General features: G+C 31.6%; 13 protein-coding genes and 1 tRNA gene. 8 read left to right on the forward strand and 6 right to left on the reverse strand.

The annotated features are described in order from the left end of the window. Window positions 1-52 precede the first annotated feature (52 nt). Entirely contained in the window at window positions 53-475 is a 423-nt protein-coding gene (locus tag AAYQ05_RS09530) for a helix-turn-helix domain-containing protein (RefSeq protein WP_343542923.1), read from the reverse strand. 333 nt (window positions 476-808) lie between these two features. Between AAYQ05_RS09530 and AAYQ05_RS09535 the strand changes: the two genes are divergently transcribed. The 7 genes from AAYQ05_RS09535 (at window position 809) to AAYQ05_RS09565 (ending at window position 5,826) form a co-directional block, all read left to right on the forward strand. Beyond that, on the forward strand, window positions 809-1,273 hold the full coding sequence (locus AAYQ05_RS09535; RefSeq protein ID WP_343542926.1) for a hypothetical protein: 465 nt from the start codon (window positions 809-811) through the stop codon (window positions 1,271-1,273). 647 nt (window positions 1,274-1,920) lie between these two features. Next, window positions 1,921-3,168: a TMEM143 family protein gene (locus AAYQ05_RS09540; protein ID WP_343542928.1), complete on the forward strand. Its 1,248-nt coding sequence runs from the start codon at window positions 1,921-1,923 to the stop codon at window positions 3,166-3,168. 2 nt (window positions 3,169-3,170) lie between these two features. Beyond that, window positions 3,171-3,686 carry a DUF2199 domain-containing protein gene (locus AAYQ05_RS09545; RefSeq protein WP_343542930.1) on the forward strand — a complete coding sequence of 172 codons (516 nt, stop codon included), beginning with the start codon at window positions 3,171-3,173 and terminating at the stop codon, window positions 3,684-3,686. A 46-nt stretch (window positions 3,687-3,732) separates the two neighbouring features. After that, window positions 3,733-4,197 carry an Mpo1 family 2-hydroxy fatty acid dioxygenase gene (locus AAYQ05_RS09550; protein ID WP_343542932.1) on the forward strand — a complete coding sequence of 155 codons (465 nt, stop codon included), beginning with the start codon at window positions 3,733-3,735 and terminating at the stop codon, window positions 4,195-4,197. A 101-nt stretch (window positions 4,198-4,298) separates the two neighbouring features. After that, window positions 4,299-4,805: a hypothetical protein gene (locus AAYQ05_RS09555; RefSeq protein WP_343542934.1), complete on the forward strand. Its 507-nt coding sequence runs from the start codon at window positions 4,299-4,301 to the stop codon at window positions 4,803-4,805. Between the two features lie 146 nt (window positions 4,806-4,951). Continuing rightward, window positions 4,952-5,137: a hypothetical protein gene (locus AAYQ05_RS09560; RefSeq protein ID WP_343542936.1), complete on the forward strand. Its 186-nt coding sequence runs from the start codon at window positions 4,952-4,954 to the stop codon at window positions 5,135-5,137. Between the two features lie 143 nt (window positions 5,138-5,280). Further along, the gene (locus AAYQ05_RS09565; protein ID WP_343542938.1) at window positions 5,281-5,826 is read left to right on the forward strand and encodes a GNAT family N-acetyltransferase; all 546 of its coding nucleotides are present in this window, start codon (window positions 5,281-5,283) and stop codon (window positions 5,824-5,826) included. Between the two features lie 270 nt (window positions 5,827-6,096). Here the strand turns inward: AAYQ05_RS09565 and AAYQ05_RS09570 are convergent, their stop codons facing one another. Next, complete coding sequence (locus tag AAYQ05_RS09570) at window positions 6,097-7,038, reverse strand: AraC family transcriptional regulator (protein WP_343542940.1); 942 nt, start codon at window positions 7,036-7,038, stop codon at window positions 6,097-6,099. Between the two features lie 601 nt (window positions 7,039-7,639). Here AAYQ05_RS09570 and AAYQ05_RS09575 point away from each other — a divergent pair. After that, window positions 7,640-8,386, forward strand: a complete 747-nt coding sequence (locus AAYQ05_RS09575; protein WP_343542942.1) for a hypothetical protein — start codon at window positions 7,640-7,642, stop codon at window positions 8,384-8,386. A gap of 177 nt (window positions 8,387-8,563) precedes the next feature. On the opposite strand, the gene AAYQ05_RS09580 is transcribed toward AAYQ05_RS09575, so the two are convergent. The 4 genes from AAYQ05_RS09580 to ftsA form a co-directional block, all read right to left on the reverse strand. After that, window positions 8,564-8,637 (reverse strand) — tRNA-Arg (locus AAYQ05_RS09580). Window positions 8,638-8,711: 74 nt separating this feature from the next. Continuing rightward, window positions 8,712-9,161: a GatB/YqeY domain-containing protein gene (locus AAYQ05_RS09585; RefSeq protein ID WP_008467137.1), complete on the reverse strand. Its 450-nt coding sequence runs from the start codon at window positions 9,159-9,161 to the stop codon at window positions 8,712-8,714. A 199-nt stretch (window positions 9,162-9,360) separates the two neighbouring features. Continuing rightward, a complete protein-coding gene (gene ftsZ / locus AAYQ05_RS09590; protein ID WP_343542945.1) occupies window positions 9,361-11,349 on the reverse strand; it encodes a cell division protein FtsZ in 1,989 nt (662 codons plus the stop codon). 79 nt (window positions 11,350-11,428) lie between these two features. Then, window positions 11,429-12,835: a cell division protein FtsA gene (ftsA, locus tag AAYQ05_RS09595; RefSeq protein ID WP_343542946.1), complete on the reverse strand. Its 1,407-nt coding sequence runs from the start codon at window positions 12,833-12,835 to the stop codon at window positions 11,429-11,431. Window positions 12,836-12,839: the final 4 nt, after the last annotated feature.

Raw genomic sequence — 12,839 nt, forward strand, 5'->3', positions numbered from 1 at the left:
CAGAAACAAAAAAAGAGACTTTAAAAGTCTCTTTTTTTGTTTTTATAATATTTTATTTCTCTTTAAGCAACTTTTCCAAATAAGAAATTTTCTCTTTTTCCGATTCTAATAAACGCTCATAAAGCTTCTTATTTTCATCATAAGATTCAATCAGCTTTTCGATTGGATTGAATGAACAATTATTATTTTGACCAAAAGCACCATTACTATTTGCAAAATTAGGTTCATTAAAAGTATTAAAGTAATTGAATACTCCTTCATCACTAAAATTCTTAATAGTCTCTGCAGAAACGCCTAAAACTTCGGCAATTTTATTTAGTCTTTCGTCATCGATAGTTTCACTTCCCTCAATATTAGAAATAGATTGCTGGCTTACTCCAATAGAAATAGCAAGCGCTTCTTGTTTCATACCTCTAAGCTCTCTAATTCGGCTGATATTTCTGCCAATATGTTTTGGTTTTGTTGCTGTGCTCATAATTCAAAGATATTTAAAATTCTTCAAAGTTTTTTATTTCAATAAAAACACCTTTTTATCAAACAAAAGTATCGTTTTTCTCACAACTAAAAAAGCAATACACATTTCCTTTTTGTACTAAATCTAATACAAGACCAAAACTTCGTATGCCAAGTAATTACAGGGATTTCAGATTTTAGCAATCGTTATTTTTATTTGTTTTAAATCAATGCCAATTGTATAAAATTGGGATTTTGTGAATTATTTTCTTAAAAAAAATCGTAAACCAAGAAACTTTTCTTACTTAATTATTTAAATTCGCGCCAACCAAACCATTAAGCTACTTACAAACCAATGAGCATTTTTAATTTTTTTAGAAGATCAGATACAAAATGTCCGAGATGTCTTGGAAAAAGATTTGTTGATTGGGATGATATCCGCCGTTTAAACCGTCAATTAAAATGGGTTCCAGCGCCTTGCGCATACTGCGATGCAACAGGTAAAGTGCCTAAAGAACTGCTCTCAAAAGTTGCTGTTGACTGCATGTATCTCACAATTGATTTACCAGAATCTGTAATCGAAAAAATAAAAGAAGGCGATCTAGAAACAGTCGAAAAAGGAAAACAGCGCGAACGTTTTGTAGATCATCTTATAGAATATGCAGAGCATCATTACCTCGCTCAAAATCTTGATGCCGAAAGTATTGCTAATCTCTATTTAAACTTCGAAGCCGAAAAAGCTCCTTTTGCAGTTACTAAAGAAGAATTAATAAAATATATTCAAGGTGTAATCGAATTAAAGAAATCGGTATTGCAATAACCTTTGCGCTCTAACTATTCAAAATCTTTGATCATTTACAAAAACAGGTATAAATACTCGTAGCCATCATTTTGTTTTGTGCTAATATTGTAGTGAATAATTTTTAGTTTAGGCAAGGTTTTCTAATAGAGAGCTTTTTAATTTTTTGTCACTTTTTTTTTGGAACAGAAAGTGGAATTTCAAATCGCTGGTACCGATTGGAAATTTCACTTTTTTTTTGTTTACCTACTTAATCGTTTTTTTTTACCGCAAAGAGCGCTAAGGATAACGCAAAGTTCGCAAAGTTTTTTTTGAGAAGTTTTTGATCACGCAAAGCTTTATCTACACAAAGCTTTGCGAATTTTATTTCAACATAGCCCGTGGTTTCAACCACGGGACACAATCCATATCACAACACATCTCTGGGCATTCCCGCGGTTAAAACCGCGGGCTATATTTGAATATTAGACAACAATTAAAATCTTTTTTAAAACACAAAGTGCACAAAGTGCATTTCTGTCTAGCTTTGCGAGCTTTGCGGTTTTATTAAGTCTCTCCATTAAAAATTCTTAGCGCTCTTTGCGTTAAAAAAACATCACGCATAAAGCCTAAAATCAAATTTCAGGCAGTATTTTTGCGTTCTGTAAAAGCCAAGAAATTAAGTCCGCATGACTAGAGAACATTATATTCCGTTTAACAAAGAATTCTTACTGGAAAAGCAAATTACTGCGTTTGCCGAAAACGCACAAAAGGCTGATGATTTTAAAAAGTTATTCGAAATTATCGAACACTATTATCATTATGAATCTTTTAATCTTAACCGAAATCTAAAACAGCATTACGCGCTTTATGATCCCGATTTAAGCGAAAAAGAACGTGAACAGTTTATCAATAAAAGTGATTTTCCTGTTTTTAAAGAAACATTGCTGAAAGTTCTCGAGCGTGGTAATTACTACAGAATTAATCAAAAAGCTTTAAACGACGCTTTTAATGAATCTGATTTGATTGGATTGGATCTTTCTATCGATTTTAATGCTTTTAAAGATTTCGAACTTTATGCACGCGGACATCATAAAGCGAAAGAAAAGGTCAAAAAATACTTTTTTTGGACCAAAGAAGTTGAAATTGAATATTATGATCGTGTCTTAATATATCTTAATTACAGCGAAGCAGATTACCTGAAAGAGAAGAAAGTCAAATTAGGTAAAATGCCAATTGATCCGGGTTCTATTGCTCTGAAAATTTTTAAGCGCGTTCCTAAAAACGATCTTGAAACTATTTTTCCGAATGCCATTCCGAAAATGTCTCTCAAAGATAAATTGCTGCTTTGGGTTCCAGGCCTCTTTGGCGGACTTTCTTTATTAAGCGCCAAAGTAATTCCAGCCTTGATTAATATGTATGAAGCTTATCAGACTGGCGAAACCATCGATTTACTAAACAGTAAAACTTCCTTAAATCAAGGTTTAATTGCATTAGGAATTTTAAGTGCTTATTGTTTCCGTCAATACAACAACTTCGTAAACAAGAAAATCAGATACTCTAAAACGCTTTCTGACAGTTTGTATTTTAAGAACGTCGGCAACAATAGCGGTGCGTTTTATTCTTTACTAAATTCTTCTGAAGAAGAAGCCTTGAAAGAAACCATTCTTGCTTATACATTTTTACACGAAAGCGAAGAATCTTTAACAGCCGAAGAACTAGACAATCAAATTGAATCTTGGTTTAAGACCAAACTAAACACCGATTTAGATTTTGACGTAAACGATGCTTTACTGAAACTAAAAAGTATAGGATTAGGAACAGAAACTAACGGAAAATGGGATGTGATTCCGTTAAATGAAGCACTTATCGCTATTGATGAGTTGTGGGACAATGTTTTTCAATACAATCAAAATGCAAATGCTCTAAAATACTAAAGATGTATACTTACAAATGTTCTTGTTGTGGCGAAGTTTTTGACGAAATGCCTTTGTGTTTTGGAAATGAATTTCCTGCTTATTATTTTGCTATTCCACCAGAAGAAAGAGAACAACGAATTGAATTTGGAGGAAATTGGTGTTATGTGGATGAAGAACATTTTTTTCATCGAGGAAGATTGACAATTCCGATAATCGACTATCATGAAGACTTGGTTTTTAATGTATGGACAACAATAAGCGAAGATAATTTCTGTCTTCGAATGGATTTATGGGAAGATCCAAACAGAATTCACCAAGAGCCTTATTTTGGCTGGATGCAGACTGATGTTCCTACTTACGGCAAAACCATATCTTTAAAATCAATCGCCATTGAACAAGGTTTAGGATTAATTCCAGAAATAAAAATGATTGAAGAAAATCATCCTTTAACCTTAGATCAGGAAAACGGAATTACTTTAGAAAAAGCCATTTCGATTGTAGATGAAATAATGAAAATTCAGCACAGTAAAAGCTAAAAGAAATTTTATTAGATTTACGCATCTAACCCTAAAACCACAAACAATGAGAACATTAGACCAATGGTTTGCAGAATATGCCGTAAGTCATCAGAACCCAACCAATAAAGCGATTCATTACATTTGCGTTCCCGCAATTTTCTTTTCTATCGTTGGCTTGTTAATGAGTATTCCAAGCGGAATTATTGCCAATACTTTAAACCTAAATTTACCTATTATCGAAAACTGGGCTTTTGTGGTTCTGCTTTTTGTATTGGTTTTCTACATTAGATTATCTGTTGCAATGGCGATTAAAATTGCTTTGTTTTCGGGAATCTGCTTAGTTATCAATTATTATATCGGACAAGTTGTACCGTTGTGGGCATTCTCAATCGGCGTTTTTGTTATTGCTTGGATCGGACAATTTTACGGGCATAATATTGAAGGCAAAAAGCCTTCTTTCTTAAAAGATCTTCAGTTTTTATTGATTGGTCCGGCTTGGGTTGTTGAGAATTTATTTTCTAGAAAATAAATCGTTTCGAAATAATGTCACCCTGCGACCAATAATTAAAAATAAGGATTATCCTATTTTTTGAAATAAAAATGTACTTTTGATATATCTAAAATAAAATTATGATAGAGTTAATCTGGGGAATACTAAACATTGCACTTGTTTTAATGCTTATTATTTTTAGTGCAAAAAAAGCAGCAGAGATTCGTAAAAAAGTTGGCTTATCCGTTGCCATTCTCTTTTCTTTTTTTGCTTTATCTTTTATTACAAGACCAAGCAATGAACAAAAAGATAAAAAATTTGAATTTGAAAATAGCGAAACCGAAAAACAATTTTCAAATCGCAATACCTATCTTTCAAAAACTACTCTTGAAGATGATCTCTTTTCAAAAATCGAATTGTACGTTATTTGCGATGGCGAAAATGCTCGTTCAGCATTGATTCCAAGAACTGGATACTCTTTTGGTACAGAATGGTCTACAGAGTACATTACTATAAATAAAACAGGACAGAAAAACACCTTTGAATATCAGGCTGGAGGAACTAGAAAATGGATACTTCTTGGTATTGACATATATTCAGAGTATAAAGAATTTAGCGGAATAAGCAAATTTAAACCCACTTTATAATATTCTTTAAATTCTAAAAAAATATAAGGACAAGGAAGAATTTTATCTTTTTTGTCCTTTTCATTTAAAAAAGTATTTCTAAATAGTTTAAAAATTCAATCTATAAAGCGAAATCTGAAACATCTTTAACAACCAACAATCTAATTATGGAAAATAAAAACCAACCTATTACATTTGTCTTTTGGATAGTAGCCATCACTTTAGGCGTCACTTTATACAAGCAATTTGACTTTCAGAATCTAAAATTTGAGAATCCAGCAATGGCAGTTATTTATAGCATTGTCTTTGTATTTTCGGTTTATTATATCATTAAAAATTCTAAAAAGAAATAAAATATAATTAATAATAAACCTCGAAAAGTTTATGAGATATATCGGTTAATATGTCTGATGTTTTCTGTAGTATTAACTCATTAGTGTCAAACAAAAGCCAAAGTTTCATATAAAAAAATCAATCAAAAAAATATAGAATGGAATTGAATTTTAAAGATTTCCCTAAACTGATTACCGAAAGATTAATATTGAGAAATATTGAAAACACGGATGTTGTTTTAATTCATAAATTACATTCTGATCCAATTGTAAATGCATTTGTTGGAAGAGACAATTCGTCAAACTTAAAAAAAGCAGAAGAATACATAATTAAAATGCAAAATTTAATAGCAAAAAATGAATGCATTTATTGGGTCATAACCGAAAAAGGAAATAACAACCTAATTGGTTCAGTTTGCTTATGGAATTTTGATATTGAAAATGAAATTGTAGAAATAGGATATGAAATGTTAAGTGAATTTAAAGGAAAAGGAATAATGACCGAAGCAATCAAAAAAATTATAGAATATACGTTTCAAAAAATAAAAGCAAAAATAATAACTGCTTTTCCATCTTCTGACAATATTAATTCCGTATCAATATTAAAAAAATTGAACTTCGAATTGGAAAATAAAAAGTATAATAATACTCATCAGAATATAAAAAATCTGGTAACTTACACTTTAAGAAACAATCAAATTAATAAGTAGAATTGCCAGCCAAGGTTCAAACCAAATCTTTTTTAATTCTAGGCACTTTTAAACTAAAGAAATTTAAAAAATTTTCAAACCATAAAAAACCTGAGAATCTACATTCTCAGGTTTTTAAATAGCTGCTTAATCTAATGCTTATTTTCTATTTAAGTAACATCTTAGTTTAAATACTTAGATATAATATTTAAAAATACTTCATTCTTAAATTAAATCGCAAACCAATCCCCGAAAGGGAAAATGAGACATTAAATGACAATTTCATAATCATCACAATAATTTTATTGGTATGTAGATATCAATAATGTGATGATTTTGAGGATGCTGTTTAGGATCATTTAAATGGCTTAAAAAGAAATTTCTATTATCTGGCTGATATCCATTTTCTTCAAACCATACCTCGTAAATGTAATTCCATGTTTTAAAACATTCAGACATTGGCGCTTCTTTATGGAAAATAGCATACAATCCGCCACTTATTGTTGTATTGCCAATTATACCTTCTCCAACTATTTTTTCAGGAACAGACAAACAAACATCTGCCTGAAGCATTCCCGATAAATTAGCATTACTTCTATAAACAGTTAATGCTTTAGTTTCAGGAAAATTCACCAAATTTCTTGGAGAAGCCCAGCTAAAAAGCTGTTTAAACATGTCTTCAAATGTTTCACTATCATGTTTGTGAATATTCAGATTTCGAATATAAATAACATTAAATGCATCCAGCTTTTTGACTTCAAAATCAAGTTTTATAGTTTCACTCATTTCATTATTTTTTAAATTATTTAATTTGAGTGCAAGGTAGTTTTCGATTTCGGACTGCATTTTTCCAATATTGCTATCCATTATACCAATATTGCTATTTTTATATAACTTTCGCCATTCAGAAGGTGTTTGCTCTTTAACTTCACGAAAAGCTCTTGAGAAAGACGAAATACTTAAAAAACCACATTCCATAGCTATTTCACTAATCGTTTTGGAAGGATTGTTCATTAAGAAGAATAAGGCTCTTTCAATTTTTGCATTTTTAATAAAATCATTAATTGTTGTTCCTGTAACTGATTTGAAAATTCTATGAAAATGAAATTTTGAAAAATTTGAAAGGACAGCCAATTTCTCTAAAGAAAGTTCTTCATGAAGGTTTTCTTTAATATAATCTATACTCTTATTAATTCTAAAATAATACTCTTTAATAGACTCTTCTTTTGTCATGCTTTTGGATCTATGATATTGTTTCAACTAAAGATTCCTTGATTTGTAAAATAATATTGAAACCAAAGTTAAGAATGTATTTTTGAACCATAAAAAAAGCCTGAGAATATACATTCTTAGGCTTTCAAATTTTATGGTGACCTTGACGGTACATAATTCGAACCAGCTAATGCAAGATTTGAAGATTTTAAATGACATGTAATTGCCGATTTGATTCCTTATACAATAAAAATCCTATTTTTGATAACAAAAGAATAATATTGTACATAGCACAATCCTATTTTATCTTATTTGTACATCTGACAACGTCAGACTATATACAGGTTAAAGACAATCTTAAAAGAAACTGAAATTGACTGAAAATTATCTTATCACTAAAAAGAAAAAATACTATTGGAAAGACCATTTTTTTGGTTTGCTATTATTTATATTAATTGCAATCCTAACTTTTGTTAATTATACTCCTAAAAACAATGCAAAAAACCTTTGTTTGATTTTGTTCATATTGTCTCTCATAGTCATAGTTTTAATTTTACTCAATCTATTTTCAATTAAAAATTATTGCCTTACAAAAAATGAAATAATTGAATCATCATCCTTCATGAAAAATAAAGTATATAATCTGGATGAAATTGATGGATGGACAGAAAAACAGTATAAAGGAAAATTTGAAAATTGGGAAGAAATAATAGTATATTTTAAGAATGGAGAAAAAATAAAAATATCAAGCGACTATTTTGAAAATTATTTTGAAATAAAACACAAAATTGCGCTAATCAAAAATAGAGATACGCAAAAAGAGGAGTTAATTGAAAAAAGAATAAATAAAAAACTAGCAATTGCTTTTTTTATTATTTCACTTTTATTGTTTTATTGGGCTTACAATGCATTGCACGTTGAAGATATAAAAAGTAATGATATTTTTGTCTTAAAAGATAGAACATCAGAGAGAATAAAATTAACTAGGGGTAAGCATAAATCCATTGAAATAAAATTAGAAATGTATCCTGATTTAATTTTTAGAATAAGTGGAAATGATGCTATGAAAGCAACTTATGTCAAAAAATTAATAGAAGAAATAAAAATAGGAGATTCAATTTTTGTGGGAATAAATAAATCAGACTACAGACAAAAGTTAATTAAAGTTGATTCTTTGACATTTGGCGACAAGTATTTTTTTAATGAAAATATTAACGTAGAAAGTGTAAAATCTGCCAAATCTGATTATCTAAGTTTATCCGATAATAATTTGAGTAAATCCGAAAATAAATCTTGGAATTTTGGATGGTTTTTTGCGTTTGGTATATTTTTTCTTTTGATGTCTATATTTGGTTGGAACAAGGAATAGAAAAAACACTATCTTCAACAGCTACTACAATGAATTCAGGCAACAGCTTAAAGAATGATGACTTTGTATGAATGATTTAGATCCAAAGAATGGGACTGATTTAAGAATGATATCAACCATAAAACTGATGTGAAAAAGCCTGCAAAATATATACTTTGCAGGCTTTTGATTTTTTAGTGACCCCGGAGGGGTTCGAACCCCCAACCCTCAGAGCCGAAATCTGATATTCTATCCAGTTGAACTACGAGGTCAGTTTATTTATGATTTTAGATTATAGATTTTAGAATTCAGATTAAATCTAAAATCTGAACTCTAAAATTATTATTTACGAAAGTAATTTCTTTACAATTGTAGAAATGGTTTTTCCTTCAGCAGTTCCTCCTAATTGAGCAGATGCTAATCCCATTACTTTACCCATTGAAGCAATTCCAGAAGCTCCTGTTTCAGCAATGATTTTTGCTACTACAGCTTCTACTTCTTCTTCGCTTAATTGAGCTGGTAAAAACTTCTCGATTACAGCAACTTGAGCCAATTCTGGTTCTGCTAAATCTGGACGGTTTTGCTCTGTAAAAATTCTTGCGCTTTCTTTACGAGTTTTTACCAATCTCTGAAGCAATTTAATTTCTTCATCTTCAGATAAATCTTCTTTAGATCCAGAAGCTGTTGAAGCTAATAACAATTCAGATTTTACAGCTCTTAAAGCTTCTAAAGCTACCGTATCTTTTGCTTTCATGGCCGTTTTGATTTCGTCCATGATTTGTGTTTGTAAACTCATGTTTATATTTTATTTGAATAAGCTAGTGCTTATTAATTGATATATTAATTTAGCCCTTCGACTTCGCTCAGGGTGATAATAAGATTCACTTTAAAAACCTATTTAGGAAGTCAAATTTTGAAATTCTGTGCGAAGATAAAAAAAATAACCCGAAAATTAAATCCAATTTTCGGGTTACCCAATATTATGATTCTAAAAATTAATCTACGTTATCGTGCAAAAATGAATTGTTTGAACGCAATTGTAAATCATTATTACTGTCTGTTCCAACAGATATTCTAGAATTTGTATTATTAGACTGAGAGTTAGACAAATCTATTCCTAATCTTTTGTAAGCTGGTTCTTTTTCCAACTCATCAATTCTAGAAACATTGTTATGGAATTTATAGTTAAACTCTTTTAGCTTCTTTCTTCTTTCTTCTGCTCTTAAACGCAATGTTTCTTCAATAGTTAATTCTAAAGGAGAAACTTCAGAAGTTGTTGAAATATCAGGCTGACTTGCAAAATCAACTCTTGGTTTCAATGTAATATTTAATTCCTCTGGAATTGTAGGTTCAACTACTTTTTCAACTGGTTTAGAAGCCAATAAATCGTTTTCAACTTCCATATATTCTTCTAGAGAATATTTAATAATTCCGTTGTCTGAAACTTCAGTTACAGGAACAAATTGCACTGGATCGTTTACTTTAATTTCACGAGTTTCATTTGTCAATTCAAACAGAACTCTGTTATCCTCAATAACTGGCTCTCTTCTTACAGGCTCTTGCTTAAACAAAGGAAGGTCAAAAGAGAATGTTGTTTGTTCTTCTTTTTCAAAAACTCTTTGTTGCTGCACTGGTTGAACTGGCTGTTGTTGCTGTACTTGCTGAACAGCTGGCGCCTCAGGAGATGAAATTGTAAAATCGATATCTGTAATTGGCGAAACAATTTCGAAAGTTACATCTAGATTTTTGATAAACTCAGACATTACCACTAACTCTTCCTGATTAATTGCTGGAGCAACAGCTTGTGCAGTTGGAGTAAATGTTTCATCATCGTCAACTAAATCAAAAACAACTTTATCTTCTACTTTTGCTGTCGGTGTATCAACAGTTAGGTCAAAAGAAGCAAGCGGTTTATTGGTTAAATTATGAACACTTCTTTGCTCATCTTCTAACGTATGAATGATTTTCTTTGGTTCTGTATTTACAATTTCATTTTGTTGTTCCACATCAAAACCTGTAGCAATAATAGTTACTGCAATAGCTTCACCAAGAGTTTCGTCTTCACCAACCCCCATAATGATATTTGCATTGTAACCAGCTTCATCTTGAATGTGATCGTTGATTTCTCCAATTTCGTCAAGAGTAATCTCATTAGTTCCAGAAACGATAAGCAACAATACGTTTTTGGCACCTGTAATTTTATTATCGTTCAACAATGGAGAATCCAAAGCAGAAACAATAGCATCTTTAGCTCTGTTGTCGCCTTCAGCTACAGAAGATCCCATGATCGCAGTTCCACTGTTAGCCAAAACAGTTTTCGCGTCACGTAAATCGATATTCTGAGTATAGTGGTGCGTAATTACTTCGGCAATACCTCTAGAGGCTGTTGCCAAAACTTCATCCGCTTTAGAAAATCCTGCTTTAAATCCAAGATTTCCATATACTTCTCTTAATTTATTGTTGTTGATTACAATCAAAGAATCGACTTGCTTACGCAATTTCTCGATTCCAATAATCGCCTGCTCTTGACGTACTTTCCCTTCAAATTGAAACGGAATTGTCACGATACCAACAGTTAATATTTCTCTTTCTTTTGCTAATTGAGCAATTACTGGAGCTGCACCAGTTCCTGTTCCTCCACCCATACCAGCAGTAATAAATACCATCTTAGTATTTTTATCAAGCATTTTCTCAATATCCGAAATACTTTCGATTGCCGACTGCTGTCCAACGTCTGGATTTGCTCCTGCTCCTAATCCTTCAGTTAAATTAACTCCTAACTGAATCTTATTGGGTACTGAACTATTTTGAAGCGCTTGCGAATCGGTATTACAAACGATAAAATCTACGCCTTTAATACCTTGTTTGAACATGTGGTTAATTGCGTTACTTCCGCCTCCACCTACACCTATTACTTTGATTACATTTGATTGATTTTTTGGTAAATCAAATGAAATACTTCCAAATTCTGAGTTGCTCATCATCTTTTTGGTTTTTTGAAATTCTTATTAAGTACATTTTTTACTTCTTGACTTGGGGCAAGAAATAATCCTTCTCTTTTTATTATTCTGCGTTGTCTAAAAATTCTTTGATTTTGTCGACATATCGATCAAAAAATGATCTTCTTATTTTGGTCTCAGTAGATTCATTTTTAGGTACCCTTTGAGTTACGGTTTCTCTAGGTTCTTCAATGGTTTCTACTTTCTCAACGTAGTTTTCTTCAACTTCGTATCGCTGTACTGGCGGAACAGTTCTGTAAACAACTTTTGGCTGTTCTTGAACCATTTCCAATCTAACAGCGCTTTGCGAACTGTTTTCGATACTATTCATTACTAATCCTACTGCGGTTGCATATAGCGGACTAGAGATTTCTTCACTAGAGTTTCCAGCCAAATGCTCGTTCGGATAACCAATTCTAGTATCCATTCCTGTAATGTATTCTACCAGTTGCTTAATGTGCTTTAATTGTGCACCTCCACCTGTTAAAACAATTCCAGCGATTAACTTTTTACGAGGATCTTCGTGCCCATAAGCTTTAATTTCTGCAAAAACCTGCTCTACAATTTCCACAACTCTCGCATGGATAATTTTTGATAGGTTTTTAAGCGAAATCTCTTTTGGCTCTCTTCCTCTTAAACCTGGAATTGAAACAATCTCGTTGTCTTTGTTTTCTCCTGGCCAAGCAGATCCGAATTTAATTTTTAAAAGTTCAGCTTGTTTTTCAATAATAGAACATCCTTCTTTGATATCATCTGTAATGACATTTCCTCCAAAAGGAATTACAGCTGTATGACGAATGATACCATCTTTGAAAATAGCCAAATCTGTTGTTCCGCCTCCAATATCGATAAGCGCAACACCAGCTTCTTTTTCTTCCTGACTTAAAACAGCATCTGCCGAAGCTAATGGTTCTAATGTTAAACCAGATAATTCTATTCCTGAACTCTGAATACATCTTCCAACGTTTCTGATTGAAGATGCCTGTCCAACTACAACGTGAAAACTAGATTCTAATCTTCCGCCGTACATTCCGATTGGCTCTTTAATTTCAGATTGCCCGTCGATTTTAAATTCTTGTGGTAAAACGTGAATAATTTCCTCTCCCGGTAACATCGCCAGTTTGTTTACCTGATCGATTAGAAGTTGAATATCTTTTTCGCCAATTACTTCTTCTGGATTATTTCTGCTGATATAATCTGTATGCTGAATACTTCTGATGTGCTGTCCGGCAATACCCACAACAACATCTTTAATTTTATAACCTGAATTATTTTCTGCTTCGAGTATCGCTTGCTGTATCGATTGTATCGTCTGCGTAATGTTGTTTACTACTCCTCTGGCAACACCCAAACTTTTGGATTTACCAATGCCCAAAATCTCCAACTTACCATATTCATTTTTTTTGCCAATCATGGCAACGATTTTGGTTGTTCCAATATCTAGACCTACTGCAATGTTATCTTTTTCCATTTTC

The organism is Flavobacterium movens (genome assembly GCF_039581425.1).
Taxonomy (GTDB): Bacteria; Bacteroidota; Bacteroidia; order Flavobacteriales; family Flavobacteriaceae; genus Flavobacterium; species Flavobacterium luteolum.

What these genes read in the sequence shown, in the direction of transcription:
- AAYQ05_RS09530 (WP_343542923.1), bottom strand. Translation starts at nt 475, where the DNA reads ATGAGCACAGCAACAAAACCAAAACATATTGGCAGAAATATCAGCCGA.
- AAYQ05_RS09535 (WP_343542926.1), top strand. Translation starts at nt 809, where the DNA reads ATGAGCATTTTTAATTTTTTTAGAAGATCAGATACAAAATGTCCGAGA.
- AAYQ05_RS09540 (WP_343542928.1), top strand. Translation starts at nt 1,921, where the DNA reads ATGACTAGAGAACATTATATTCCGTTTAACAAAGAATTCTTACTGGAA.
- AAYQ05_RS09545 (WP_343542930.1), top strand. Translation starts at nt 3,171, where the DNA reads ATGTATACTTACAAATGTTCTTGTTGTGGCGAAGTTTTTGACGAAATG.
- AAYQ05_RS09550 (WP_343542932.1), top strand. Translation starts at nt 3,733, where the DNA reads ATGAGAACATTAGACCAATGGTTTGCAGAATATGCCGTAAGTCATCAG.
- AAYQ05_RS09555 (WP_343542934.1), top strand. Translation starts at nt 4,299, where the DNA reads ATGATAGAGTTAATCTGGGGAATACTAAACATTGCACTTGTTTTAATG.
- AAYQ05_RS09560 (WP_343542936.1), top strand. Translation starts at nt 4,952, where the DNA reads ATGGAAAATAAAAACCAACCTATTACATTTGTCTTTTGGATAGTAGCC.
- AAYQ05_RS09570 (WP_343542940.1), bottom strand. Translation starts at nt 7,038, where the DNA reads ATGACAAAAGAAGAGTCTATTAAAGAGTATTATTTTAGAATTAATAAG.
- AAYQ05_RS09575 (WP_343542942.1), top strand. Translation starts at nt 7,640, where the DNA reads ATGAAAAATAAAGTATATAATCTGGATGAAATTGATGGATGGACAGAA.
- AAYQ05_RS09585 (WP_008467137.1), bottom strand. Translation starts at nt 9,161, where the DNA reads ATGAGTTTACAAACACAAATCATGGACGAAATCAAAACGGCCATGAAA.
- ftsZ (WP_343542945.1), bottom strand. Translation starts at nt 11,349, where the DNA reads ATGATGAGCAACTCAGAATTTGGAAGTATTTCATTTGATTTACCAAAA.
- ftsA (WP_343542946.1), bottom strand. Translation starts at nt 12,835, where the DNA reads ATGGAAAAAGATAACATTGCAGTAGGTCTAGATATTGGAACAACCAAA.